Source organism: Streptomyces sp. NBC_00400, from assembly GCF_036048035.1.
Classification (GTDB): domain Bacteria; phylum Actinomycetota; class Actinomycetes; order Streptomycetales; family Streptomycetaceae; genus Streptomyces.
The window spans coordinates 1331752-1357587 of the sequence record NZ_CP107940.1 but is presented as its reverse complement, the minus strand read 5'-3'; the positions used below and the strand labels follow the sequence as shown (position 1 = coordinate 1357587).

General features: G+C 71.5%; 22 protein-coding genes and 2 pseudogenes. 14 read left to right on the top strand and 10 right to left on the bottom strand.

Annotation, left to right across the window (positions count from 1 at the left end; all coding sequences use genetic code 11):
- Positions 1-136 precede the first annotated feature (136 nt).
- The 4 genes and pseudogenes from OHS81_RS06050 to OHS81_RS06035 all read left to right on the top strand — a co-directional run.
- Positions 137-454 (top strand): annotated as a pseudogene (locus tag OHS81_RS06050) (transposase); the annotation flags it as partial.
- Between the two features lie 297 nt (positions 455-751).
- On the top strand, positions 752-2035 hold the full coding sequence (gene pcaDC / locus OHS81_RS06045; protein ID WP_328383149.1) for a bifunctional 3-oxoadipate enol-lactonase/4-carboxymuconolactone decarboxylase PcaDC: 1284 nt from the start codon (positions 752-754) through the stop codon (positions 2033-2035).
- A gap of 96 nt (positions 2036-2131) precedes the next feature.
- Positions 2132-2776: an MBL fold metallo-hydrolase gene (locus OHS81_RS06040; protein ID WP_328383147.1), complete on the top strand. Its 645-nt coding sequence runs from the start codon at positions 2132-2134 to the stop codon at positions 2774-2776.
- 38 nt (positions 2777-2814) lie between these two features.
- Complete coding sequence (locus OHS81_RS06035) at positions 2815-3594, top strand: exodeoxyribonuclease III (protein WP_328383145.1); 780 nt, start codon at positions 2815-2817, stop codon at positions 3592-3594.
- 73 nt (positions 3595-3667) lie between these two features.
- Here the strand turns inward: OHS81_RS06035 and OHS81_RS06030 are convergent, their stop codons facing one another.
- Complete coding sequence (locus tag OHS81_RS06030; RefSeq protein WP_328383143.1) at positions 3668-5494, bottom strand: SGNH/GDSL hydrolase family protein; 1827 nt, start codon at positions 5492-5494, stop codon at positions 3668-3670.
- Positions 5495-5779: 285 nt separating this feature from the next.
- Here OHS81_RS06030 and OHS81_RS06025 point away from each other — a divergent pair, with 285 nt between their 5' ends.
- From OHS81_RS06025 to OHS81_RS06005, 5 genes are all read left to right on the top strand, one after another.
- Positions 5780-6220, top strand: a complete 441-nt coding sequence (locus OHS81_RS06025; protein WP_328383141.1) for a DUF6278 family protein — start codon at positions 5780-5782, stop codon at positions 6218-6220.
- Between the two features lie 178 nt (positions 6221-6398).
- Positions 6399-7142 (top strand): amino acid ABC transporter ATP-binding protein, encoded by a 744-nt coding sequence (locus tag OHS81_RS06020; protein ID WP_328383140.1) that lies wholly within the window; start codon positions 6399-6401, stop codon positions 7140-7142.
- A 14-nt stretch (positions 7143-7156) separates the two neighbouring features.
- Positions 7157-8086, top strand: coding sequence for a glutamate ABC transporter substrate-binding protein (locus OHS81_RS06015; RefSeq protein WP_328383138.1), 930 nt, complete (start codon positions 7157-7159; stop codon positions 8084-8086).
- An 18-nt stretch (positions 8087-8104) separates the two neighbouring features.
- Positions 8105-8749: an amino acid ABC transporter permease gene (locus OHS81_RS06010; RefSeq protein WP_328383136.1), complete on the top strand. Its 645-nt coding sequence runs from the start codon at positions 8105-8107 to the stop codon at positions 8747-8749.
- Positions 8746-9609, top strand: coding sequence for an amino acid ABC transporter permease (locus OHS81_RS06005; RefSeq protein WP_328383134.1), 864 nt, complete (start codon positions 8746-8748; stop codon positions 9607-9609). Before OHS81_RS06010 ends, OHS81_RS06005 begins: the two co-directional genes overlap by 4 nt.
- Positions 9610-9650: 41 nt before the next feature.
- Here OHS81_RS06005 and OHS81_RS06000 read toward each other — a convergent pair whose 3' ends face one another.
- Positions 9651-11252, bottom strand: coding sequence for an alpha/beta fold hydrolase (locus OHS81_RS06000; protein ID WP_328383133.1), 1602 nt, complete (start codon positions 11250-11252; stop codon positions 9651-9653).
- A gap of 230 nt (positions 11253-11482) precedes the next feature.
- On the opposite strand from OHS81_RS06000, the gene OHS81_RS05995 reads away from it, so the two are divergent.
- The gene (locus OHS81_RS05995) at positions 11483-11833 is read left to right on the top strand and encodes a hypothetical protein (protein ID WP_328383131.1); all 351 of its coding nucleotides are present in this window, start codon (positions 11483-11485) and stop codon (positions 11831-11833) included.
- A gap of 74 nt (positions 11834-11907) precedes the next feature.
- Here OHS81_RS05995 and OHS81_RS05990 read toward each other — a convergent pair whose 3' ends face one another.
- Positions 11908-12735, bottom strand: a complete 828-nt coding sequence (locus tag OHS81_RS05990) for an alpha/beta fold hydrolase (RefSeq protein ID WP_328383129.1) — start codon at positions 12733-12735, stop codon at positions 11908-11910.
- Positions 12736-12837: 102 nt separating this feature from the next.
- Between OHS81_RS05990 and OHS81_RS05985 the strand changes: the two genes are divergently transcribed.
- Positions 12838-14166, top strand: a complete 1329-nt coding sequence (locus OHS81_RS05985) for an aminotransferase-like domain-containing protein (RefSeq protein WP_328383128.1) — start codon at positions 12838-12840, stop codon at positions 14164-14166.
- Positions 14167-14250: 84 nt separating this feature from the next.
- On the opposite strand, the gene OHS81_RS05980 is transcribed toward OHS81_RS05985, so the two are convergent.
- The 4 genes and pseudogenes from OHS81_RS05980 to OHS81_RS05965 all read right to left on the bottom strand — a co-directional run.
- Positions 14251-14550 carry a hypothetical protein gene (locus OHS81_RS05980; RefSeq protein ID WP_328383126.1) on the bottom strand — a complete coding sequence of 100 codons (300 nt, stop codon included), beginning with the start codon at positions 14548-14550 and terminating at the stop codon, positions 14251-14253.
- Between the two features lie 211 nt (positions 14551-14761).
- The gene (locus OHS81_RS05975; RefSeq protein WP_328383124.1) at positions 14762-15922 is read right to left on the bottom strand and encodes a glutathione S-transferase family protein; all 1161 of its coding nucleotides are present in this window, start codon (positions 15920-15922) and stop codon (positions 14762-14764) included.
- 76 nt (positions 15923-15998) lie between these two features.
- Positions 15999-16970 carry a non-homologous end-joining DNA ligase gene (gene ligD, locus OHS81_RS05970; RefSeq protein ID WP_328383122.1) on the bottom strand — a complete coding sequence of 324 codons (972 nt, stop codon included), beginning with the start codon at positions 16968-16970 and terminating at the stop codon, positions 15999-16001.
- 128 nt (positions 16971-17098) lie between these two features.
- A pseudogene (locus OHS81_RS05965) lies at positions 17099-17285 on the bottom strand (class I SAM-dependent methyltransferase); the annotation flags it as partial.
- 243 nt (positions 17286-17528) lie between these two features.
- Between OHS81_RS05965 and OHS81_RS05960 the strand changes: the two are divergent.
- Positions 17529-18266 carry an SDR family NAD(P)-dependent oxidoreductase gene (locus OHS81_RS05960; RefSeq protein ID WP_328383121.1) on the top strand — a complete coding sequence of 246 codons (738 nt, stop codon included), beginning with the start codon at positions 17529-17531 and terminating at the stop codon, positions 18264-18266.
- Positions 18267-18715: 449 nt separating this feature from the next.
- Here OHS81_RS05960 and OHS81_RS05955 read toward each other — a convergent pair whose 3' ends face one another.
- Complete coding sequence (locus OHS81_RS05955) at positions 18716-19591, bottom strand: polysaccharide deacetylase family protein (protein WP_328383119.1); 876 nt, start codon at positions 19589-19591, stop codon at positions 18716-18718.
- Positions 19592-19799: 208 nt separating this feature from the next.
- Between OHS81_RS05955 and OHS81_RS05950 the strand changes: the two genes are divergently transcribed.
- Entirely contained in the window at positions 19800-21734 is a 1935-nt protein-coding gene (locus tag OHS81_RS05950; RefSeq protein ID WP_328383117.1) for an APC family permease, read from the top strand.
- A 73-nt stretch (positions 21735-21807) separates the two neighbouring features.
- Here the strand turns inward: OHS81_RS05950 and OHS81_RS05945 are convergent, their stop codons facing one another.
- Both OHS81_RS05945 and OHS81_RS05940 read right to left on the bottom strand, forming a co-directional pair.
- Positions 21808-22908, bottom strand: coding sequence for a calcium:proton antiporter (locus tag OHS81_RS05945; RefSeq protein ID WP_328383115.1), 1101 nt, complete (start codon positions 22906-22908; stop codon positions 21808-21810).
- A 78-nt stretch (positions 22909-22986) separates the two neighbouring features.
- Positions 22987-23733 carry a hypothetical protein gene (locus OHS81_RS05940; RefSeq protein ID WP_328383113.1) on the bottom strand — a complete coding sequence of 249 codons (747 nt, stop codon included), beginning with the start codon at positions 23731-23733 and terminating at the stop codon, positions 22987-22989.
- A 234-nt stretch (positions 23734-23967) separates the two neighbouring features.
- Between OHS81_RS05940 and ggt the strand changes: the two genes are divergently transcribed.
- Complete coding sequence (gene ggt, locus OHS81_RS05935) at positions 23968-25815, top strand: gamma-glutamyltransferase (protein WP_328383112.1); 1848 nt, start codon at positions 23968-23970, stop codon at positions 25813-25815.
- The last annotated feature ends 21 nt before the right edge of the window (positions 25816-25836 follow it).

The following is a 25836-nucleotide window of genomic DNA, read 5'->3' as shown; positions in this document are numbered from 1 at the left end:
AGCGCAGCTCGTACAGAGTAAGTACGCGACGATACGGCTCTCCCTCGTGCCCGTGCTCGGCACCAAGCGACTGGAGATGCTCGGCCCGCGCCACGTCCCGTTGTTCCTCGCCGACGTGGCCCGCAATTCCTCCGCGGCGACGGCCAAGATGCTCACCGCGGCCGGCGTAACTCCGCGCATGCTGATAGCGCTGTGCGGGGTCAGTCCGATCGAGCGTTCCTCGGGCAGCCGGCAGTACCGTCGCCTCAACCGCGGCGGCGACCGGCAGGCCAACGCGGCCCTCCACCGGATCGTGCAGACCCGCCAGCGCTTCGACCCACGCACCCAGGACTACTACGAACGCCGCACCAAGGAGGGCAAGACCCGACGCGAAATCGTCCGATGCCTCAAACGCTACGCCGCCCGCGAGGTGTTCCACCTGGTCAGGCCCACACGGTCATGGCCCCCGTCATAGGGGCAGTGTGAGATCTGAGAGCGTGAAGGGGGTGAGTGAGATATCGGCACACCCTGCAAGGCTGCTTTGACGGGCCAGTAGACGCCCCGGTCCTGATCTCGAGCAAGGCACCCGCGTCCGTACCGGCGGATCATGGTGAGCTACGACGAGCCGGGTCATCCGGTTGTCTGCGTCGTCTAGGCGGTAGAGGTCCTGACCTGCGCAAACTCCGCTTCGGGCGGGGCTCGCGGGCACACTCCCACGGCCCTTCCTGACCCGGGCGTCAGGACCGCGCCGGAAAGCCGGTAGCGTGGCCGGGTGAGTGAGAAGACCCTGCAGCACCGGATTGACGGCCCCGACGACGCCCCCGTACTCGTCCTGGGCGCCGCTCTGGGTACCACCTGGCACATGTGGGACCGGCAGATCCCCGAGCTGACCCGCCACTGGCGTGTGATCCGTTTCGACCTGCCCGGACACGGCGGCTCGCCCGCCCACGCGGCGGCCTCCATCGCGGAGCTGGCCGACCGGCTGATCGCCACCCTCGACGCCCTGGGCGTGGACCGCTTCGGCTATGCCGGCTGCAACATCGGCGGAGCCATCGGCATCCAGCTGGCGCTCACCCGCCCGCACCAGGTCACCTCGCTCGCCCTGGTGTCCACCTCGCCGCGGTACGGCACCGCCGACGCCTGGCGTCAGCGCGGTGTGGTCATCCGCACGAACGGGCTGGAGCCGATCGCCCGCACCGCGCCCGAGCACTGGTTCACCCAGGGCTTCGCCGGTGCCCAGCCCGCGATCGTCGAATGGGCCGTCCAGATGGTGCGGACCACCGACCCCGGCTGCTACATCGCCGCCTGCGAGGCGCTGGCGTCCTTCGACGTACGGTCCTCCCTCGGCCGGATCGGCGTCCCCACCCTCGCCGTCGTCGGCTCCGAGGACCAGGTCACCCCGACCACGGACGCCCGCACCCTCGTCGCCGGCATACCGGACGCGAGCCTGGCGCTGGTGCCCGGTACCTCCCATCTCGCGCCCGTCGAGCAGCCCTCGGCGGTCACCGAACTCCTCATCCGGCACTTCTCCACCGCCTGGCACGACAAGCCCGGACCCGGTGGCCAGACCGCCATCGGTGCCGCGGCCCCCAAGCCGCAGATCGCGCCCCCGCCGCCCCCGATGGCGCCGCCCGCCGCCATAGAGTCCGGTCTCGCCCAGCCGGAACAGGCCCGCGGCGCCACCTACGAAGCGGGCATCAAGGTCCGCCGTGAGGTCCTGGGCGACGCCCACGTCGACCGGGTCGAGGCCGCCGCCGACGACTTCACCGGCGACTTCCACGACTTCATCACCCGCTACGCCTGGGGCGAGACCTGGACCCGGCCGGGCCTGGACCGCCGTACCCGCAGCGTCATCACGCTCACCGCACTGGTCGCCCGCGGCCACCACGACGAGCTGGCGCTGCACACCCGCGCGGCCCTGCGCAACGGCCTCACCCCCACGGAGATCAAGGAAGTCCTGCTGCACACCGCCGTCTACTGCGGTGTCCCGGCGGCGAACTCCGCCTTCGCGGTCGCCCAGCGGGTGATACGGGAGGAGACGACGCCTGAGGCGTGAAGCCTGCGGGCCGAGGGCCGAGGAGGGGCGTGCCCAACGCGCCCGCAGCCGTGGGCGGGAGCGCACGCACCGCGGCCGCCACGGCAAAATGTCCCCATGGAACTCACCAAGAAGACCCACGCCTGTGTCCGGCTGGAGAAGGACGGGCGGACGCTCGTCATCGACCCCGGTCTCTTCAGCGAGGAGGACGCGGCCGTCGGCGCGGACGCGATCCTGGTCACGCATGAGCACATGGACCACTTCAACGAGGACCGGCTGCGGGCCGGCATGGAGGCCAACCCGGCGGCCGAGATCTGGACGCTGGCCAGCGTCGCCGACCAGCTCGCCGGCGCGTTCCCGGGCCGGGTGCACACGGTCGGCGACGGGGACACCTTCACCGCTGCCGGCTTCGAGGTGGAGGTGCACGGCCAGCTGCACGCCGTCATCCACCCCGACATCCCGCGCATCACCAACGTCGGCTACCTCATCGACGGCGGCACGGTCTTCCACCCCGGCGATGCCCTCACCGTCCCGGAGGACCGTACGGTCGACACCCTGCTGCTGCCCGTCCACGCCCCCTGGAACAAAATCGCCGAGATCATCGACTATGTGCGTGAGGTCGCGCCGCGACGCGCCATCGACATCCACGACAGCCTGCTCCAGGACCACGCCCGCCCGGTCTACGACTCCATGATCGACAAGCTGGGCGGCGGGGCCGAGCACGGCCGTCTCGCCCCGGGCCACCGGACCGCCCTCGGCTGAGGGCCTGACTGTCAGTGCCGCGCGGTAGGTTTACCGGCATGCGCATCGCGACCTGGAACGTCAATTCGATCACCGCCCGCCTCCCGAGGCTGCTGGCCTGGCTGGAGCGCACCGGCACGGACGTGCTGTGCATCCAGGAGACCAAGTGCACCGCCGAGCAGTTCCCGTACGACGAGCTGCGCGAGCTCGGCTATGAAGCCGCGGTCAACGCCGACGGCAGGTGGAACGGCGTGGCCCTGCTCTCCAAGGTGGGGCTCGACGACGTGGTCAAGGGCCTGCCCGGCGGCCCGGACTACGACGGGGTGCAGGAGCCGCGGGCCGTCTCGGCGACCTGCGGCCCGGCCCGGGTGTGGTCGGTGTACGTCCCCAACGGCCGCGAGGTCGGTCATGCGCACTACACCTACAAGCTCGGCTGGTTCGAGGCGCTGAAGACGGCCGTCGCCAAGGACACGGCGGGCTCCCGCCCGTTCGCGGTCCTCGGCGACTACAACGTCGCCCCGACCGACGAGGACGTCTGGGACCCGGCCGTCTTCGAGGGCGCCACCCATGTCACGCCCGCCGAGCGCGCCGCCCTGGCCGCCCTGCGCGAGGCGGGCCTGTCGGACGTCGTGCCGCGCCCCCTCAAGTACGACCGGCCCTACACCTACTGGGACTACCGCCAGCTCGCCTTCCCCAAGAACCGCGGTATGCGCATCGACCTCGTCTACGGCAACGGACCGTTCGCCAAGGCCGTGTCGGACGCGTACGTGGACCGCGAGGAGCGCAAGGGCAAGGGCGCCTCGGACCACGCCCCGGTCGTGGTGGACCTCGACGTCTAGGACGGTGTGACGGCCCTGGCCGGGGGCCGGCCGGGGGCTGCGGGGCGCCGGGTGGCAGGCCCCGGGAACGGCCTCAGCGCCGTCCCGGCACCAGCGCCCGCAGGTCCACCGCGTTGCCGAGCGCCGCAAGGCCCGCGTCGCCCGGGTGGAGGTGGTCGCCGCTGTCGTAGGCGGGCAGCAGCCGTGCGGGCCGCTGCGGATCGCGGAGTACCGCGTCGAAGTCCAGTGTCGCCTCGAAGACGGTGCCGGCGCCGTCGCGTACGAAGGCGTTGACGGCCTGGCGGCGGGCCTCCACGGCCGGGGTGCAGTCGGGGTAGCCCTCACAGGGCGCGATGGTCGCCACCACCACCCGCAGCCCCCGCTCGTGCGCCCGCCCCGCGAGGGCCCGCAGACCGGCGATGACCTCGTCGGCCGAGGTGCCCCAGCGCACATCGTTGATGCCCTCGAACACGACCACCGTCCGCGCCGAGGGCTGCGCCAGCACATCGCGCTCCAGCCGGTGCTGGGCGCTCACCCCGCCGGTGTCCGTGCTGACCCCGTCGCCCGGATAGCGGTCGGTGACGATCCGGTTCGCCGAGATGCCCTGGCCCAGCACGCCGTAGCGGGGCAGCGCGTGCTGCGCCTGGAAGCGGCGGGCCAGCACATCGGGCCAGCGCCGGTTGGTGCCGCTCGTCGACCTCACCCCGTCGGTGATCGAGTCGCCCAGGGCCACGATCGAGCCGGGCCCGCCCGCGACATCGACGCCGGTCAGGAACGGCCAGAAGGTCATCGTTCCGGGGTAGGCCGTGCCCCCGGTGTCCGCGGTGCGGTCACCGCTGCCCGCGGCGCTCAGATACGACTGCTGGGCCGCCTCCTGGTGCACGGGCGCCGCCGTCACCGTTCCCGGCAGATGGAGGCTCACCAGCAGATCGGTGCCGGCCGGAACGGTGAAGTCGACGGGATCGCTTACCGCCTCGGCCCCGGCCGGTATGCGGACCCCGGTGTGTGCCTTGCCGAAGGTCAGCGGCACCGGTCTGCGCTTGGCCGCCGCTCCCGCGTCCCGCACCGCGATGCCGGCCGCCCCGATGTCCACCGGTGCGGCGGCGAAGGTGTTGGCGATCCGTATGCGCGCCCGCGGTCCGCCCGCGCCGCTGTGCACCACCAGTCGCAGCGTGCGGTCGGTCCAGGGCCCGACCGCCCGGTAGCCCGCCGTGCTCGCCGCCCAACTCCCGGTCCTGCCGCGCCCGGTGTCCCGTACGGACACCGCGAACACATGCAGCGCACCGGACGGCCCGGACGCCTCCGGCAGTACCACCGAGCTCACCTCCCGCCCCGCTCGCAGCGGCACGGTCACCGCATACAGCCGTGCCGTCCCGGTCAGCTGACCGCCCGGAGCATTGAGGTGCGGCAGCGTCACCGCCTTGGTGGCCGGCGGCCCCGACCGCCAGTCGGGCGCGGTGAGTTCATAGGTGCTGTGCGACCCGTCCCGGTAGTGCACGGTCCCGGTGCCCGTGGCCGTACCGCCCGTCCCGGCGACCAGGAAGGTCAGCGCCTCGCCGCGGCCGCGGACGGCCACCGGCTGGCCGTCCGCGAGGACGTTGTCCGGCGTCCCGGGGACGGTGCGCGGCAGCGTGAGCCGGGCCCCGTCGAGCGTCAGGGCACTCCCGGGCGACCAGCCGGCCGCCGTCAGGTCCTGAGCGGACAGCGACCGGCCCGCCCCGTCGAAATCAGCCGCGTCGGGCCGGGAGTTGTCACTGACCGCCCGGTTGTCGAAGAGCCTGGCCAGGGGCAGCGGGCCGTGCGGTGCGCCGGCCGGTGACGCGTGCGCCGCGACGGCTGTCGCGGGTTCGGCGCCGGTGGCCGGCAGTGCGGTTGCGGTGAGCAGCAGGACCAGGGGGGTGCCCCATCGTCGTACACGCATCGGTCCGTATCCCTCCGGTGGGCGCGGGCGGGCAGGCATGAGCGGGCGTTCCAGGCCGGTCCCGCCAGGCCTGTCTTCGAAGTCCCGTCGTTCGCCCGTCGCCGCGAGGCAGACGGGACGTTGAAGACAGGCCCTGGAGGCGGGGGACTCCTGGGGGCCGGTCAGATCCGATCCGAGCGCCATGAAGGTAGGGAGGCGCGGGGGAAGCGTCAAGGTGACGAACGGGGTACGGGTGTGCCGCGCGCCTGTGGCCGCGACCACAGGGCGGGTGGGACCCTGCAGACCATGAACATGTCTTTCCTGGACAAGTGGCGCAAGCGGCAGCAAGCGCACCGGTCCGTGCCGCTCGCGGAGTCGGTGCGCGCCGATCCCGAAAGCGTCGTCGAGCTGCTGTCCGAGTGCGAACTGCTGCGGGCCCAGGCTGCCACGGAGGGCGTGGAACTGGACGACTCCGCACGGTCGTTGGAGGCGCTGGACCAGCTGCAGCCGGTCTGGCGGGACGACCCGGAGGTGCTGCCCTGGCTCGGCAACGACGCCGGTCTCTACCTCGGCACGGTCGTGGTCCGCACGGTACCCGGCGCCGTGTGGCACGTCTGGCCGGACGGGCAGCCGGTGGTCCGGCTGGCGTCCGGGCGGGAGATCGACGTGGTGACCATGGGTCATGAGTGGGCCGATATCGGCGCGCCGGAGCTGTCGCAGGTCTACGCCGAGGTCTCGGAGAGCTGACCTCCTCCGCCCGGGATGCCGTGGCAACGGCCCGCGCCGACCTCGCGCCGGGTTCCTCCGTCACCCTGATTCACCCGCCCATCTCTGCGCATACGTGCGTGTCAGTGGAGAGGCGCCCTATTCGCCCCGGTAGGTTGCGAGTTCTCCGCTGTACGGATGAGAGTGGGCAGGTCTGCATATGGCCGGTGATGCGCTGATTGAACTGCGCGGGGTCAACAAGCACTACGGAAAGCTGCATGTCCTGCGGGACATCGACCTCACCGTCGGCCGCGGGGAGGTGGTCGTGGTCATCGGGCCCTCCGGGTCCGGGAAGTCCACCCTGTGCCGGGCCATCAACCGCCTGGAAACCGTCGAGTCGGGCACCATCGAGCTGGACGGGCAGCCACTGCCCGAAGAGGGCCGCGCGCTGGCCCAGTTGCGGGCCGAAGTCGGCATGGTCTTCCAGTCCTTCAACCTCTTCGCTCACAAGACCGTGCTGGACAATGTGATGCTGGCGCCGATAAAGGTCCGGAAGAAAAAGAAGGACGAGGCCGCGCGGCGCGCCCGTGAACTCCTGGACCGGGTGGGGCTCGCCTCCCAGGCCGAAAAGTATCCGGCACAGCTCTCCGGCGGCCAGCAGCAGCGCGTCGCCATCGCCCGCGCACTCGCCATGGACCCCAAGGCGCTGCTCTTCGACGAGCCGACCTCCGCCCTCGACCCGGAGATGATCAACGAGGTGCTGGAGGTCATGCGGCAGCTCGCCCGGGACGGCATGACGATGGTGGTGGTCACCCACGAGATGGGCTTCGCCCGCTCCGCCGCCAACCGTGTGGTGTTCATGGACGACGGCCGCATCGTCGAGGACCGCACCCCCGAGGACTTCTTCACCGCGCCGCGCAGCGAACGGGCGAAGGACTTCCTCTCCAAGATCCTCAAGCACTGAACGGGGGCGTCGTGATGCCGCACAGCCACTCCTCGCCCCTGCGCCGTGCCCTCCTGGCCGTCGTGCTCGCCGTGCTCGCGCTGGCCCTCGCCGGCTGCGGCCGGGAAGGAAGCCCGCCGGTCAAGGGCCCCAAGGGCAGCGAACTGCCCCGCTACCCGGTCGCCGAGAACTTCTCGCTGCCCGCCTCCCCGACCTGGGTGCGGGCCAAGCGTCGCGGCCACCTCATCATCGGCGTCAAGGAGGACCAGCCCTACCTGGGCGAGAAGGACCCGGCCACCGGTCAGTACACCGGCTTCGACATCGAGATCGCCAAGATGATGTCCGCCGCCCTCGGCTTCGCGCCGCACACCATCCAGTTCCAGACGATCGCCTCCGCCAACCGCGAGACGGCCCTGCAGAACGGCCAGATCGACCTCTACGTCGGCACCTACACCATCAACGACAAGCGCAAGAAGCTGGTGGGCTTCGCCGGCCCGTACTACATGGCCGGCCAGTCGCTGCTGGTGCGCACCGACGAGCACGACATCAAGGGCCCGCGCGACCTGGCCGGCAAACGGGTCTGCTCGGCGGCCGGCTCGACCCCCTTCCAGCGCATCCAGGCCGAGTACCCCAGGGTCGTACTGGTCGCCTACGACACCTACTCGGTGTGCGTCGACAACTTGCTCACCTACCAGGTCGCCGCGGTCACCACCGACGACGCGATCCTGCTGGGCTACGCCGCCAAGGCGCCCGACGAGCTGAAGGTGGTCGGCAAGCCGTTCTCCGAGGAGCCGTACGGGATCGGCGTGCCCCGCGGTGACAACGCGCTGCGGTTCGCGCTCGACGACGCCCTCGCCGCGAACGAGAAGAACGGCAACTGGACGAAGGCGTACGACGCGACCCTCGGCCTGTCCGGAGTGCCCGCCCCCAAGCCGCCCCCGATCGACCGCTACCCGGCGACCTGAGCCGCCAAGGACTGACCGATGAACGTTCTCCTCGACAACCTCTCCCTCTACGGGAAGGGCCTGCTGGGCACCGTCGAACTCACCGTCTTCGCCTCGCTGCTCGCGCTCGTCCTCGGTTTCCTGATGGCCGCTTTCCGGGTGGCGCCGGTCGGCTCCCTGCGGGCCTTCGGCACGGCCTGGGTGACGGTGCTGCGCAACACGCCGCTGACGCTGCTGTTCTTCGCGGTGGTGCTGGGCCTGCCACGCTTCGGCTTCGTCCTGCCCTTCAACCTCTTCGCCATCCTCGCACTGGGCTGCTACACCTCCGCCTTCATCTGCGAGGCGGTGCGCTCCGGCATCAACACCGTGCCGGTCGGGCAGGGCGAGGCGGCCCGCAGCCTGGGCATGACCTTCCCGCAGACGCTGGGCGGGATCGTCCTCCCGCAGGCCTTCCGCTCCGTCATCCCGCCCATCGGCTCCACCCTGATCGCGCTCGCCAAGAACTCCGCGATCGCCGGCGCCTTCAGCGTCACCGAGCTGCTGGGGGTGTACAAGCCGCTCAGCGAGAGGGGTTACGGCATCATCTGGACCTTCGTCTGGATCGCCGTCGGCTATCTGATCGTGACCCTGACCATCAGCGCGCTCTTCAACGTGCTGGAGAAGCGCTTCGGAGTCGCCCGATGACCACCGCCCTTTACGACGTCCCGGGCCCGCGGACCAGAGCGCGGCACCGGGTCTACGCACTGGTCTCGACGGCGCTGATCCTCGCCCTGATCGGCTGGATCCTCTACCTCCTCTTCGCCACCGGCCAGTTCACCGCGGCGAAATGGAATCCCTTCACCTACAAGGGAATTCAGGAGCTCCTGCTGCGGGGCCTCGGAAACACCCTGAAGGCCTTCGCCCTCGCGGCGGTGCTGTCGCTGGCGCTGGGCGGGGTGCTGGCGACCGGCCGGCTCTCCGAGCACCGGATCGTGCGCTGGCTGTGCACGCTGCTGGTGGAGTTCTTCCGCGCCATGCCCGTACTGGTCATGATCTTCTTCATCTATGTGGCGCTGAAGGCGGAGCCGCTGGTGGCCCTGGTCGCCGGACTGACGCTCTACAACGGCTCGGTGCTCGCCGAGGTCTTCCGTACCGGTGTCCACTCCGTCGACCGCGGTCAGCGCGAGGCCGCCTACGCACTGGGCATGCGCAAGACGCAGGTCATGACGCATGTCCTGGTGCCGCAGGCGGTCCGGGCGATGCTCCCGGCGATCATCAGCCAGCTGGTGGTCGCCCTGAAGGACACCTCGCTCGGCTACCTCATCACCTACGAGGAGTTCCTGCACGCGGGCAAGCTGATCGCCTCCAACCTCGACTACGACCTGCCGTTCATCCCCGTCGTCATGATCATCTCGCCGATCTACATCGGGATGTGCATGCTGCTGTCCTGGCTGGCCCACTGGGTCTCCCGGCGCCAGCGGCGCAATCCCAAGGTGGAGGCCGCCGAGGTGGCCGCCCCGGAACCGGGCACCTTGCTGCCGGGGGGCCGGCGACCGCCGGGGTGACCGTTGGGGGTGAGCCGCCGGGGTGCAGGTGGCGGGGGCCGCTAATCGCGCACCGGCACCGACACATACGACGGATCGTTCGCCGGGGAGGAGAACGTCAGCCGGGCGCCGCTCGGGTTGTGTTCGTTGTACAGCGGGTCGACGGTGTCCACGACCACCGCGAGACGGTGCCCGGCCGGGACGTCGTAGGCCGTGGAGAACAGATCCAGGTCGACGCCGAAGGGCTGGTTCGGCGTCTTGCCGTGGAAGGTGTACGGCGCATGGGTGACCAGCTTGCCGATGCCGAGCGGGCCCACGTCGTAGAGGTAGGCGATGGCGGTGCCGCTCTCCGCGGTGCTGGTCAGGGTGGTGTGCAGCCGAGCGGTCCCCCTGACCCGCTGCCCGGTGTCGTAGCGCTCGGACTGCCAGACGGCGGCCAGGGAGCGCGGCAGCAGCGGGATCGAGGCCATCGGCGGCAGCCGGAGGAACTGGTCCAGCATGCTGGAGAGGATGACCAGCCCGCCGTTGGCGCCGGAGTCCCAGTTGGTGTGGAGCTGCTTGCTGTCGCCGAGCTCGATCCTGCGCTGCGCGGACGGGACGTCCTTCCAGCTCCTGTAGCCCTCGTACGCGCCGGTGGAACGGGACTTGAGCAGCACCGGCGACTCCCGGTCGACGCCGTTGTCCGCGTCCTTGAGGTAGTGGTCGAACCACCGCTGGGTGTCGGTCCAGGTGTCGTTGGGCAGCCCGAACAGGCCGAGCCCTTCGGCCGTGGCGTGATCACCGGGACGGAATTCGAGTCGCTTGGGGCCGGTCAGCTTCTCGTAGAAGTCGGCGGTCTGGTTGGGCGGGAAGATGGAATCGCCCCAGGCGTTGCCCAGCATGATGGCGGCGCCATTGGCGTTGATCTTGTCGAGATAGGTGGCGGGGGAGCGTTTGCGCCCCCACGCGATCAGGTCCTTCTCCTTGTCCAGGTTCGAGGCCAGGAAGTCCTTCATGATGGTGCGGAATTCGGGGCTGGGGCGTCCGGTCAGCTCGCCCGTGCCGCCCAGGAACGACGCGGCCTGCCGGTGCTCCGTGCGGCCGCTGTAGATCGAGCCGACGAGATCGCCCCAGCCGCTGAGCGCCGCAACCGCCTTGATCCGCTTGTCGAAAGCGGAGGCCAGCAGGCTGATCCCGGCACCGTAGGAGACCCCGCCCATCCCGACCTTCTGCGGATCGGCCGGTGTGTGGGCCAGCGTCCAGTCGATGACCTTCGACGCATCGGCGACGTCCTTCGGACCGGCCGTATCGATCTCGCCGCCGGACTGCCAGAAACCGCGTGAGTTGTATCCGACGACCACATAGCCGGCCTCGGCCAGCTTCTTGGCCTGTGCCATGTACTCGATCTGCGGCATCGACCAGCTGGTGGGCAGCACGATGACGGGGTAGCGCCGGGCGCCGTCGGCACCGGCCGGAGTGAAGACATTCGCCTTGAGGGTGGTGCCGCCGTCGCCCTGGATGTCGACGAACCGCACGGAGGGGGTGCCCGGCGCCGCTGCCGTGGCGGCGGATTGCGGCGTTGCCGCCTCGGCGGTGGCCGGCGCGCCGGCGAGGACCGTGGTGGCCAGCACCGCCGCGGAGACGGTGCCGATCGCGGCGCGCAGTGTCGTACGGGAGGGCCTCATCTTCTGCTCCAGATCTCGATGCGGGCCGGCCGCGCGCTGTCCGGGAGGGACAGGTGGGGCGCACGGTGACCCGATTTTGACTGGAGAGTAAGGTCCACTCCTTACCTGAGGTAACCCATCGGTAGGTTACGGGTGGGTAACGCCCTTGGGTTCAGGGGGAGTCGGGGTGGGGGGCGGCTCCCGCCGCGCCCGGGCAGGCGCTGCTCGGCCGTGCCGTACGGGCGGCCGGTGTGTCCCGTCCGTCGTTTCTGCCCGCGCTCGCTCCCGAGGACGACTTCCCGCGTACCGAAGAAGGCGTCGTCGGCCTGCTGCGGGACGCGGGGCTGACGGAGGTGGCCTGCCGGCCGGTGACCTGGGAGCACCACACCACACCGGAGGAGTGGTGGAGCGGTCCGGCGGCAGGGGTGGCCACCATCGGCCGGGTCGTACGGAGCCAGGGGGCGGCCGTGGCCGAACGTATCCGTCAGCACTTCGTCGTGCTGGCTGCGGAGTTCACCGATGGTGGCGGCCGGCTGGTGCTTCCGCACAGGGCGCTGCTGGCGTCCGGGCGGGTGGCCGGGCCGGGGCGGGCCGGTACCTGATGATCCGGGGTGCGGGAGCCCGGCCATGAACACCGCGGGATGCGGGGTGGCGTGGCGCCCGCCCGCGGTGGTGATCAGCTCTGCGGGGCGGCTGCTGCTGCGGCCTTCGGCTGTGAGTTGAGGAATTCGTGCAGTGCCGCGTTGAAGGTGTGCGGCTGTTCCAGGTTCGGCATGTGGGCCGCCTGTTCGATGATCGTCAGACGGGAATCCGGGATGTGTTCGTTCAGGTGGCGGGCGTCGCTCACCGGGGTGTAGGTGTCCTCGCTGCCGACCACCACCAGGGTCGGCACCGTGATCCGGGGCAGCAGTTCGGTGTAGTCGGGGCGTTCGGCGCGGCCGCGCAGGGCGGCGGCCGCACCTTCGGGGGGCGTGGTGGTCATCATCTCCAGGACGTGCGCGGCGACGTCCGGCCGGGCGGCGATCGTGTCCGGGGAGACCATCTTGTCCAGCACCTCGTGCGCGTAGCCGGACATGCCCTCGCGGAGCAGCCGCTCCGCCATGTCGTAGCGCGCGGTCTTGCCGTCCGGGGTCTCCGCCGCGGCGAAGGTGTCGGCGAGCAGCAGGGCGCTGATCCGTTCCGGGAAGAGCCGGTAGCACTCCATGACGATCTGGCCTCCCATCGAGAGGCCGCCGAGGGTGCAGCGCTCGATCCCGAGGTGGTCGAGCAGGTCGACGAGGTCCCGGGCGAACGTCGCCAGAGGGGTTGCGCCGGGGGTCACCGTGCTGTCCCCGTAGCCCCGGAGGTCCGGGGCGATCACCCGCCGGCCGGCCCGGCTGAAGTACTCGGTCTGCGGGCGCCACATCGAACGGTTGAAGGGGTGCCCGTGTACGAGCACCAGCGGCTCGCCGCTGCCCTCGTCCTCGTACCCGACAGTGATCTCTCGGTGAAAGACCGATCCCATGGAAGGTGTCTCCTCTGCTGTGGCTTGACTCCTCGATGCTATAGAGGGCAATCTCTCGGCACAATGTAAATAATGTACTCGGTGCAATGTAGGAAGTGACCGATGGACGACTATCGCGTGATTGCCGATGAGCTCGCGGCCGACATCGCTGCCGGCCGGCTCCGCCCCGGGGACCGGCTGCTGCCGCTGCGCAGGTTCGCCAGGAACCGGCGCATCGCCGGCTCCACGGCGGCCCGGGTGTACCGGGAATTGAGCCGACGCGGTCTGACGGTGGGGGAGGTCGGCCGCGGTACCTTCGTCCGCACCGCCGCGCCCGCGGCCGAGCCCGCCCTGGCCGAGCCGGGCGGTGCCAGGGTCGACCTGGAGATGAACTTCCCCGTTCTGCCGCACCACCCCGCGCTCCTCGCCAAGAGCCTGGAGCATCTGGTCCGTCCCGACGCCCTGGCCGCCGCGCTCCGCCCGGTGGGCGCCGCCGGTACGGCCGTGGCCCGCCGGACCGCGGCCGCCCACCTCGCCCGCGCCGACTGGGCGCCGGACCCCGGGCAGCTGCTCTTCGCGGGCAACGGCCGGCAGGCGGTGGCCGCGGCGGTCGCCGCACTGGTCCCGGCCGGTGAACGCCTCGGCGTCGAAGCGCTCACCTACCCCGTCGTCAAGGGCATCGCGACCCGCCTCGGCGTCACGCTCGTCCCGCTCGCCATGGACGAGCACGGCCTGACCCCCGAAGCGCTGCGGGCCGCCGCTCCGCTGCGCGCCGTCTACGTCCAGCCGGCCCTGCACAATCCGCTCGGCACCACCATGCCCGGCCCGCGCCGTGCAGAACTCGCCGCCGTTCTGCGGGAGTTGGGCATCCATGTCATCGAGGACGCCATCTACGGATTCCTCCGCAACGACCTGCCGCCGCTCGCGGCCCTCGCGCCGGAGCGCACCGTGGTCGTCGACAGCCTGTCCAAGCGGCTCGCGCCCGGCCTGTCGCTGGGGTTCCTCACGGTGCCCACGGGCACCACCCAGGACTTCGCGACCGCCCTCAGGTCGGGGACCTGGGCGGCCTCCCGCTTCGCGCTCGACGCCGCCACCCGCTGGATGGCCGACGGCACCGCGGCGGCCATCGAGGAGGAGAAGCGCAGCGATGCCGCCGCGCGCCAGCGGATCGTTGCCGAACGGCTCGCCGGCTTCCGGGTCCGGGCCGATCCGCGGGCGTATCACTGCTGGTGGGAACTGCCGGACCCCTGGCGGGCCGATACCTTCGTCGCCGCCGCTGCCCGCCGTGGCATCGCGGTCACCCCCTCCGGGGCGTTCGCCGTCGGTCCGGGCCATGCGCCGGGCGCCGTACGCCTGGCCCTCGCCTCGCCGTCCGTCGACACGCTGGCCGGGGCGCTCGATGTGCTGGCCGGGCTGGCGCGGGGGATGCCGGAGGACAGCGCGCCGGAGTGAGGGAGGGGCGTACGGTTCACCGCGGTGTGGTTCACCGCGGTGTGGAGCAGGTGCCCGGTTCGGGCGCCTGGTTCGAGGCCCGGCTCAGGTGCCGCTCATCAGCTCCGAGAGTCCGGTGCGCCATTCTTCGGCATTCATCACCGGCCGCAGCGAGACCTTCGCGTTCAGGTCCATGAAGAAGGATTCGAGGAGAGTCGGCATCTGCGAGGACTCCCTCATGTCGAAGTAGAAGAAGGCGGTGCGCTCGCCCTCGTCGAGGGTGAAGTAGGCCGCCTCGGGCTGCAGCGCGGCGAAGGCCGACTCCATGATCTTCGACAGCTGGCTGTTCTGGATCAGTTCATTGCCTGTCTGGGTAGGTATACGGGCCGTCAGGACCATCCTCATCGGGCTCACTCCTCGCTGGAGTGTGTGGATCGTGGGGTGGGGTGGGGTGGGAGTGGGAGTGGGAGTGGGGCAAGGAGAGGGGGATTGTTCTCTGTTTTCAGGGTCTCATGCTCCGGGAGCCGGGGCCGGTCCGGCGGCCGGGAGCCGGCGAAGCGGCCGGGACCCCTTCGGAAGCCGGTCGGGGCCGCTTCAGAAGCCGCTCGGCGCGGCTTCAGAAGCCGCTCGGCGCGGCGTCGGGGCGTCCGCTGGGCGGGACCTCCTCGGCCGGCGGTACCGGGCCGGGCGGAGTGCCGTCGCCGAACGGCCGTCCGCCCAACTCCTCGCGGTGGTGCGGGGTCAGCCAGCCGGAGAGGTCCGGCCCGAGCGGGACGATGCCGGTCGGGTTGATGCCCGTGTGCACCCGGTAGTAGTGCTGCTTGATGTGGTGGAAGTCGACGGTGTCGCCGAAGCCGGGGGTCTGGTAGAGGTCCTTGGCGTAGGCCCACAGCACCGGGTCCTCGGCCAGCTTGAACCGGTTGCACTTGAAGTGCCCGTGGTAGACGGCATCGAAGCGGACCAGCGTGGTGAACAGCCGGATGTCGGCCTCCGTGAGGGTGTCGCCCACGAGGTAGCGCCGGTCGGCCAGCCGCTGGGACAGCAGGTCCAGGCGCCGGAACAGATCGTGGAAGGCGGCCTCGTAATCGCTCTGCCCGGTGGCGAAACCGGCCCGGTACACACCGTTGTTGACATCCCGGTAGATGCCCGCCATGACCACGTCGATCTCCTCGCGCAGCGGCTCGGGGTAGAGATCGGGTGCGCCGGGCCGGTGCAGCGCCTGCCACTCCGTCGCGAAGTCCAGGGTGATCTGCTGGAAGTCGTTGGTGACGAGCTGCCCGCTGGGTACGTCCACGACGGCGGGGACGCTGACGCCGCCCGGGTAGCCCTTCTCGCGGGCGTCGTAGGCCTCGCTGAGGAAGCGGATGCCGAGGACGGGGTCGCGGCCGTCCGGCTCAAGGGTGAAGCGCCAGCTGCGGTCGTCCTGGACCGGATCGGTGAGGGCGAGCGAGATCGCGTCCTCCAGGCCGAGCAGCCGTCGGGAGATGACGGCACGGCTCGCCCAGGGGCAGGCGCGGCTGACCACCAGGCGGTAGCGGCCGGCCTCGACCGGCCAGCCGTCGCGGCCGTCCGCCGTGATGCGGTCCGCGAAGTGGCTCTTGGAGCGTTTGAAGGGCTTCTTGCCGTAGGCCGGGTTGCCCTCGGTGGTGGCGGGCGAGGTGCCGTCCGAGGGACTGCCTGTGGTGCCGTGGGTATGACCGCCTGCGTTGCTGCCTGCGTTGCTGCCTGCGGTGCCGTCGGTGGTGCTGCCTGTGGTGCTGTCGGTGGGGCGGTTCATCACCGGCTCCTTCCGTCTGCCGTTGCGCGGAGTCCTGAGGGCGAGCCTTCCCGGCGCGGCGCCGGTATGCCCGCACTCAGCCGAGGTGGGTGAGATCGGGGCGCAGCCGGTGCCAGATCGGATGCCGCAGCCGGCCGGCCGAGGTCCAGCCGCTGAGCGTGATCTCGGCGACGAGCCGGGGCTCGGCCCAGTGAGCGCCAGGTGTGTCCACGGGGTTGATGAACGGGGAGCGGTCCAGCGGGATCACTCCCAGGTAGTGCGCCAGCTCCTGACGCTCCCGGCCGGACAGCCCCGAGCCGACGGAGCCCACGTACCGCAGCCCCGCGGGTTCGGCGATACCCGCCAGGACGGAACCGGGCAGGCCGGCCAGCCCGCCGTGGCCTTCGGTCCAGCCCCCGATGATCACATCGAGGCTCAGCAGATGCTTCGTCTTGCGCCACTCGGGTGACCGGACGCCCGGCAGATACGCGGAGGTCAGCCGCTTCGCCACCACACCTTCGAGGCCGCCCTGCAGCGAGGCCTCCCAGGCCTGCTGCCCATGGCCCTCCACATACTCCGGCGCCGACCAGTTCGGGCCGCGCAGCCGCAGCGCGGACAGCAGCCGGCGACGCTCGTAGTACGGCGAACCGAGCAGCGAGCCGTCCAGGTACATGAGGTCGAAGAGGACGAGCTGCACGGGGTACTCCATGGCGAGCCGGGCCGTGCGGCGCGGGTTCACCACGCCCATCCGGCGCTGCAGCAGCCCGAAATCCGGCCGACCGCGCGCGTCCAGTACCACCACCTCACCGTCGAGCACCGCGGACCGGCCCCGCAGCTGTTCGCCCAGCGGCCCCAGTTCCGGGTAGGTCGTGGTCGCGTCGTTGCCCGCCCGGGTGATCAGCCGGATCGTTCCGTCGCCGGGAGTGTTGACGATGCAGCGCGCACCGTCCCATTTGGCCTCGAAAGCCCAGGCCGTCGCCTCGTGCTCGGCGGGCAACGGGCCGACCGTGGCCAGCATCGGCCGGATCACGGGGTACGAAGCCGAGCCGGGCTCGGCGGACGGGGCCATATGTCGATGATCGTCGGATCCGGGGGTGCTCGCAGATCGGGTGGGGCCGGGCGGTCAGTCCGGGCGGCCGGGCGGCAGGGCGGCAGGGCGGCCGGGCGGGCAGCCGGTCAGGCCCGGGCCGGCCGTGGGGAGCTGTTCCTCGCGTGCGCAAGGGCCTCGGCCGACGGCTCCACCGCATGGACGTCGATTCCCCGCCCGGCCAGCCGGCGGGCGAACCGGCCCGTCCCGCAGCCCACATCGAGCGCCGTGCGGCAGGTCTTCGGCAGGTGTCGTAACAGCAGCCGGTGGTAGTGGTCAATTGTGATGGAACGGCATCCACGGACTCTATGCCCGGCATTCCTTGAGGGCGTGGCCGTCCGGCCGAGGGTGCGTGGCCGTCCGGCCGACCGTGCCTGTATCCGGTGCGGCTCCTTACGATTCCTTACGCACGTCGGTGACATGGCACGAGGTAAGGATTGATCTGTTGATGAACCATCCCTGGTCGTTTGCTGAGCGGTTGCTGTCCCGTAGCGGCGGTGTCGGTGCGAGCCGTCCGCGCGCCGGAGCGGAGGGGGTCCGATGAGCCGGGCGGTGCTGGTGACCGGGGCTTCGCGGGGGATCGGCCGGGCGGTTGCCGAGATCTTCGCCGCGCACGGGGACCGGGTGGCCCTGCATTACGCGTCGCGGCGGGCGGCGGCGCAGGAGGCGTTCGAGGGGCTGGCGGGGAGCGGGCATGTGCTGGTGCAGGGGGATGTGAGCACCCCGGAGGGGGCGGCGGCGGTCGTCGAGGCGGCCGTGGACGGGCTGGGCGGCGTCGATGTGCTCGTCAACAACGCGGCCGCGAACCGGGCGCATCCACTGGACCGTACGTCGTTCGACGACTGGCGGAGCGCCTGGCGGCAGATCGTGGACGTGAACCTGCTGGGGGCGGCGGACGTCACCTACCACGCGGCGCGGAGCATGATCGAGCGAGAGGTGGAGGGACGGATCGTGAGCATCGGGTCGCGTGGGGCGTTCCGCGGCGAGCCGGATCATCCGGCGTACGGCGCGTCCAAGGCGGCGCTGCACGCGATGGGGCAGTCGCTGGCGGTCCATCTGGCGCCGTACGGCATCGGCGTGGCATCCGTGGCCCCTGGTTTCGTGGCCACCGAGCGGGTCGCGGACCGCCTCACGGAGGAGGTCCGCGAGCAGAGCCCGTTCGGCCGGGTCGCCACACCGCAGGAGGTGGCGTCCGCCGTCCACTATCTCGCTTCACCGGAGGCGGTCTGGACCTCCGGGACGGTGCTCGACGTCAACGGGGCGTCGTATCTGCGCTGAGCGCGCTTGTCCCGCCTCCGCCTCCGCCTCCACCTCCGTCTCCGTCTCCGGTCGGCGGGACAACGGGAAGACGGAACGTCGGGGAAGACGGAACGTCGGGGAAGACGGAACGTCGGGGAAGACGGAACGTCGGGACGGGCAAGGGGACGGGGCAAGGGAACGGGACAAGGGGAAGCCCCGGCCGAACGGGGGAATTCGGCCGGGGCGGCTGTGGGGGCGCGGGCGGTGACGGCGGTGGCCTACGGGCCTGCTGCCGTGCGGCGGCGGGCCGGCTTCCCTGGGGGAGGGCCCTCGGACGCCGTCGTGCCGGCACCCGCTTCCAATTGAACGATAAACCATAGGGTGAGTTTCCGGGGCACCGGGTGACCGCTCTCACCCGATGCCTGCCGTCGCCGGTCTCCCCCTCCCGATGCCGGCCGGCCCGGTCGTCGCCTCCGGGGCGCGGGCCCTCAGGGCTCGATGCGGATCGGACGGTAGCCCTCGTCCAGCAGGCGCGGCAGATACCACTCCAGGGCCGCGACGGTCTGCCGGCGGTCACCGCCCCCGTCGTGCGACAGGACGATCGCGCCGGGGTGCATCGCGTCCAGGACGGTGTGCGCGATGGCCCGGGCTCCGGGGACGGTCCAGTCCTGTGAGTCGATCGCCCAGCCGACGGGGGACATGCCCAGGTCGTTGCAGATGCTCAGGGTGGGGTCGTCCCACTCGCCGTACGGGGCGCGGGCCAGGTCGGGGGCGGTACCGAGAATGTCCTTGATCAGGCTGCTGGTGCGGCCGAGTTCGCTGCGGACGGCACCCGGCGGCAGCGCGGTCAGCTGCGGATGCGTCCAGGTGTGATTGCCGACGGCATGGCCCTCGTCGGCGATGTCGCACAGCAGCCCCGGGAATTCGATGGCGTTCTCGCCGATGACGAAGAACGTGGCGCGCACGTCGTGCCGGCGCAGAATCCGCAGGACGTGGGGGGTGTGGAAGGGGTGGGGTCCGTCGTCGAAGGTGAGGAAGATTTCGCGGCGGTCGGTGGAGAGGTGGAAGGCGACCTCGGGATGCGGTGGCGAGGAGCCCGGGCCTGACCGGGAGGTTTCGCCGGCCATCGGGCGGAGCCGGTACGCATGCGGGTCGGGCGCCGCACCGGCCGGACCGCCGTCCGGGACAGGCCCGGCCGGCACGGCGTGCGGGGCCGGCGGCCGGGGCCGGGCCCGTGGCGGCCCGCCGGTCTCCGGAGCGCCGCTGCCGGCCGGGAGCAGTGCGCGGCCGGCGGAGAGCACCCCGACCACGACCGCGGCCTGCACGAACCTCCGCCGCGTCGTCGTGCGCTGATCGGATGCCATCCTCCACGTGCTCTCATGCGGTCCGCGGCGGCACCGGGATCGACACCGGCCAGGCCGTGTTCCGCACCCGATCGGCTCGCACGGAGTTCGCACGGAAGGGGCCGGCGGCGCGGCCCGGGGAAGGGGGCCGCCGGCCCGCGGCCGTGCGGCGCGGCGGCTCCGCGAGCCTCCCTCCGCCCCCGACGGGCGGACCATAGTTTGTCCGCCTATGAGTCCATTCTTCAGGCCGAAGCGGATGATGGTGGGCCGTCCGCTGGACAGTGCGCGGCTCGGCGAGACGCTGCTGCCGAAGCGACTGGCGCTGCCGATCTTCTGCAGCGACCCGCTGTCCTCGGTCGCCTACGCCACCGAGGAGATCCTGCTGGTCGTCGGCCTGGGCGGGGTCGCTCTGCTCCATCTGACCTGGTACGCCGCGGCCGCCATCGTGCTGGTGCTGGTCGTCGTGGTGGCGTCCTACCGGCAGACCTGTTACGCGTACCCCGGTGGCGGCGGGGCCTACATCGTCAGCGCGCAGAATCTCGGGCGGAACGCGGCGCTCACCGCCGCCAGTGCGCTGCTCGTGGACTATGTGCTCACCGTGGCGGTGTCCGTGGTCTCCGGCGTCGCCGCGATCACCTCCGCGATTCCGTCGCTCGGCGGCCATGACGTGGCGCTGTCCGTCGGGTTCGTGGCGCTGCTGGCGATGATGAACCTGCGCGGGGTCCGGGAATCGGGGCGGGTCTTCGCCGTTCCCACCTACGGGTTCGTCTTCTTCATCTATCTGATGTTCGCGTTCGCGGCGGTGCGGATCGCCACCGGCGCGACCCCCCGCGCCGAATCCGCCGAGCTGCCGCTGCACGCCGTCTCGCACTACACGGGCCTGGCGCTGGTCCTGCTGGGAATGCGGGCCTTCGCCTCCGGCTGCACGGCCCTGACGGGCGTCGAGGCGATCAGCAACGGGGTGCCCGCCTTCCGCAGACCGAAGAGCCGCAACGCCGCCACCACGCTGCTGATCATGGGGTTCTTCTCCGTCACCATGTTCGCCGGGATCACGGCCCTGGCCATGCTCTACGACGTGCATGTCGCAGTGGAGCCCACCGAACTGGGGCTGCCGCCGAACACCCCGACCTCCACCGCCCTCGCCCAGATCGCCCGCGCCACCTTCGGCGAGGTCACCGTGCTCTTCTATCTGCTGCAGGCGTTCACGGCCGGGGTGCTGATCCTCGCCGCCAACACCGCCTTCAACGGCTTCCCGATGCTCGCGTCGATCCTCGCCGAGGACCGCTATGTCCCCCGGCAGCTGCACAACCGCGGTGACCGGCTGGTGTTCTCCAACGGCATCATCCTGCTGGCACTGGCCGCCATCGGGCTGATCATCCTGTTCAAGGCGGAACTCACCCACCTCATCCAGCTCTACATCATCGGCGTCTTCGTCTCCTTCACGCTCTCCCAGACCGGCATGGTCCGGCACTGGCGGACCGTCCTCGCCGAACGCGGGCTGCCGGCCCGGGAACGGGTCCGGCACCGGCGCTCCCAGGCGATCAACGCGGTCGGCGCGGTACTCACCGGAGTGGTCCTGGTCGTCGTCCTGATCACCAAGTTCACGCACGGCGCATGGATCGTGGTGATCGCCATGCCGCTGCTCTTCATGGGGATGCGTGCGGTACACCAGCACTACGCAAGGGTCTCGCGGGAGGTGGCGGTTGCCCCGGACGCGCGGCCCTGGGAGCCGGCAGGAAACTATGTCCTGGTGCTGGTCAACGCGTTGAACGCGCCCACGCTCAAGGCCCTCGGCTATGCCCGTGCGATGCGCCCCACCTCGCTGGACGCGCTGATCGTCGCCATCGATCCCGGCGATGTGCGCGGGCTGCGCGAGCAGTGGGACGCCCATGACATCGACGTACCCCTGCAGGTGCTCAGTGCCCCCTACCGGGACTTCACCCAGCCGGTGATCGACTACGTCCTGGGCGTCAGTGCCCGGCACCCGGGCGGCGCCGTCACGGTCGTCATCCCCGAATACCTCGTCGGGCGCTGGTGGGAACAGCCGCTGCACAACCAGAGCGCACTCCGGCTCAAGGCGCGGCTGCTGTTCACGCCGGGGGTGACGGTGGTCAATGTGCCCTACCGGCTCCCGTCGGGGGGCGTGACAACAGGGCCTAGCTAAGGGCCTGGCCAGGGGAGACACTCCCCGGCGGGGCGGGCGCGGACAGACACCCGCCCGGCCGGTGTCCCTCGCGCTACGGGCTGACCGCCAGCACGATGTATGCGGCGAGCAGAGTCAGATGGACGCCGCCCTGCAGCGGGGTGGCGCGGCCGGGGATCACCGTCAGGGTGCCGACGATCACGGTCAGGGCGAGCAGCACCAGATGGCCGGCACCCAGGCCCAGGGCCAGGGGGACCGGCAGCCAGACGGTGGCCAGCGCGACGACCGGGATGGTCAGGCCGATGCTGGCCATCGCCGAGCCGAGGGCCAGGTTCAGGCTCGTCTGCACCCGGTCACGGTGCGCCGCGCGGACCGCCGCGATGCTCTCCGGCAGCAGGACCAGCAGCGCGATCACAATGCCCACCACGGACGAGGGCAGACCGGCCGCGGCCACACCGGATTCGACGGCCGGTGACACCGCCTTGGCCAGGCCGACCACCGCGATCAGTGCCAGCGCCAGTAGCCCGAGGCTGGTCAGCGCGGCCCGTGCCGAGGGCGGGTCCGCATGGTCCTCGCCGTGGATCACCTCGCCGGACGTGGTCACCGGAAGGAAGTAGTCCCGGTGCCGGACCGTCTGGGTGGTCACGAACAGGCCGTAGAGGACCAGCGCGGCCAGAGCGGCGAAGATCAGCTGCGGGGTGGAGAACCGGGGCCCCGGCGTGCTGGTGGTGAACGTCGGCAGAACCAGGCTCAGACCGGCCACCGTGGTGACCGCCGCCAGCGCCGCGCCGGTGCCCTCGGCGTTGAAGACGGCGACCTTGCGCCGGAGCGAGCCGACCAGCAAGGACAGCCCCACGATGCCGTTACAGGTGATCATCACCGCCGCGAAGACGGTGTCCCGGGCCAGCGTGGCGCTCTTGGCGCCGCCGTCGGCCATCAGCGTGACGATCAGCGCCACCTCGATGATGGTCACCGCGACCGCCAGGACCAGTGACCCGAAGGGCTCTCCCACCCGGTGCGCGATCACCTCCGCGTGATGCACCGCGGCCAGCACCGCCCCGGCCAGAAAGCACGACACCAGCACCACCAGGGCGACCGGCAGCGCGCGCCCCCATGTCAGGGCCAGCAGCACCACTGCCAGCACCGGCAGCACACCGGTCCAGTGCAGGACGGGTGAGCGGAGGCCGGCGATCATGCCTCCGAGCTTGGCAGAAGGGGGAGGTGGCTGCCCGTTGGTGTGCCGGGCGGAGACCGGCCCGACTGCCTTCCGGTCTCAGGCCGCCGCCCGGTGGCCCTTCGGTTCCGCGGCCGTGAGCGCGGCCTTGGTGACATCGGCGACCAGCTCGACGACATCGGGTCCGTACGCCTGCGAGTTGACCACCTTCAGCAGCAGACAGAACTGGCCGTCGGCGCCGTGCTTACGGGCCAGCCGGGCCCGGTTGCGGACCAGATGGCGGACCGCGGCCCGGTGGGTGACCGGGCGCTGGCCGGCCGCCAGGAACACCGGGCGGTCGCCGCCCTCACCGGCGGTCAGCCGCGCCAGCAGGACATATTCGACCGCGCCCGGCTCCATCCGGTACGCCGTGCCGCCGATCGTGAAGGTGCCGCGGCCCGCGCCGGACTCGTCGCCCGGGTGCACCGTGACGCCCGGCAGCAGATTGGCCAGATGGGCCGCCAGCCGCCGGTGGGCGGTCGGGTCACCGACACAGAACTCGGTGCGCGCCCCGAAGCCCTGCAGGCCGGTGTCGTGCGGGGCCACCTCGGGGTGCGCGCCGCAGTTCTCGATCACCGCGGCCAGCCCGAGCAGCGCCAGCGCGTCATGACGGGGGATGCTCCAGTGCGCCGAGGAGCTGTCCCGGTGGGTGACCAGCACGCACTCCGAACCGTCCGGCAGCCCGAAGAAGCCCTGTTCGCGGGTCAGCTTCCGCCGGACCGTCGCCGAGTGCACGGCCCAGCCGGCCGCCAGGCCCACGATCAGGGCCACGGCCGCCGCGGTCAGGAGCTGCAGGGTGTCGTCCATGGCCGGGGAGCGTAGCGGCTCACCGGGTGGGTGTTCGAGGGCGGGGCGGGGGCCCGGGGCGGCTTGCCCCGGTCCGTACCGGCGTACCTGTTCCGTACGGAAAAGGGGGTAGCTGATCCCCGCCGTCATCAGGGCGCCGACAGGCGAAAAGCCCTCTGTCCGCGGGCTGTTGGGCCGAGTAGGCTCCGGCCCCTGCCGCCCCCCCCGTGCGCACGCTCAGGAGGAATATCCGGTATGAGCAGAGCCCGACGCCTCACCGTCCTGGGAGCGGCCGCCGCGCTGGCCGGCTCCCTGGTGGCGGTCCCGGCCGCCGCCGCGCCCGCCGCACCACCTGCCGCACCCGCCCGGCCCGCTCCCGCGGCCCAGGACCGCGCCCCCACCGCCACACCGGAGAAGACACCGGTCGCCGTCGGCTCCGGCGGGGCCGTCTCCAGCGTCGACGCGGATGCCTCGGCCGCCGGTATCTCGGTGCTCGAACAGGGCGGCAACGCCGTGGACGCGGCGGTCGCCACCGCCGCCGCCCTCGGCGTCACCGAGCCCTACTCCTCGGGTATCGGGGGCGGCGGCTACTTCGTCTACTACGACGCCACGTCCCGGACCGTACGCACCCTCGACGGCCGGGAGACCGCCCCGCGCTCCGCCGGCCGGGACCTCTTCCTGGAGAACGGCACCCCGATCCCGTTTGCCGACGCGGTCACCAGCGGCCTGAGCGTCGGCACCCCCGGGACCCCCGCCACCTGGGACACCGCCCTGCGCGCATGGGGCAGCCGGTCACTGGGGCAGGTGCTGCGGCCCGCCCGGCAGCTGGCCGCGGGCGGCTTCACCGTCGATGCGACCTTCCGCCAGCAGACCGCGGACAACGAGGCGCGCTTCAAGGACTTCCCCGCGACCGCCGGCCTCTTCCTGCCCGGCGGCAAGCTGCCGGCGGTCGGTTCGACGTTCAAGAACCCCGATCTGGCGCGTACCTACGGGGAGTTGGCGGCGAAGGGCGTACGGGAGCTCTACGACGGCGCACTGGGCCGGGACATCGTCCGTACCGTCGGCAAGCCACCGGTGCGCTCCGGAGCCACCCGCAAGGTGCGGCCCGGCAAGCTGACCGCGGCCGATCTGCGCACCTACCGCGCGCTCGGCCACGCGCCGACCCACACCCGCTACCGTGGCCTCGACGTCTACGGCATCGGGCCGTCCTCCTCGGGCGGCACCAGCATCGCCGAGGCGCTCAACATCCTGGAGCGGAGCGATGTCTCGCGGCTGAGCGAGAAGCAGTACCTCCACCGGTACCTGGAGGCGAGCCGGATCGCCTTCGCCGACCGCGGCCGCTGGGTCGGCGACCCGGCGCAGGAAGACGTACCGGCCAAGGCCCTCACCTCCCAGCGCTTCGCCGACTCCCGGGCCTGCCTGATCCGCGACGACAAGGCGCTGACCAGCCCGCTCGCACCCGGCGACCCGCGCCATCCGCAGCGCTGCGCCGGCGGCGGCAAGGGCGTCCCGACGACGTACGAGGGGGAGAACACCACCCATCTGACCGTCGCCGACAAGTGGGGCAATGTCGTCGCCTACACCCTGACCATCGAGCAGACCGGCGGCAGCGGCATCGTCGTCCCGCACCGCGGCTTCCTGCTCAACAACGAGCTCACGGACTTCTCCTTCGCGCCCGTGGATCCGGCGGTCCATGACCCCAACCTTCCGGGGCCCGGCAAGCGGCCGCGCTCGTCCCTCTCGCCGACGGTCGTGCTGCGCCACGGCCGGCCGGTGGTGGCGCTCGGCTCGCCCGGCGGCGCGACCATCATCACGACCGTGCTGCAGACCCTGGTCAACCACCTCGACCGCGGAATGCCGCTGGTCGACGCCATCGCCGCCCCGCGCGCCAGCCAGCGCAACGCGGCGACGACGGAACTCGAACCCGGCCTGTGGAACAGCCCGGTCCGCGGGCAACTCGAGGCGATCGGACATGTGTTCAAGCAGAACCCGGAGATCGGCGCGGCGACCGGCGTCCAGCGGCTGCCGGACGGCCGCTGGCTGGCCGCGGCGGAGAAGGTACGCCGCGGCGGCGGCTCGGCAAGGGTCGTCCACCCGTCGTGACGGTGTGCACGGCCCGTCCCG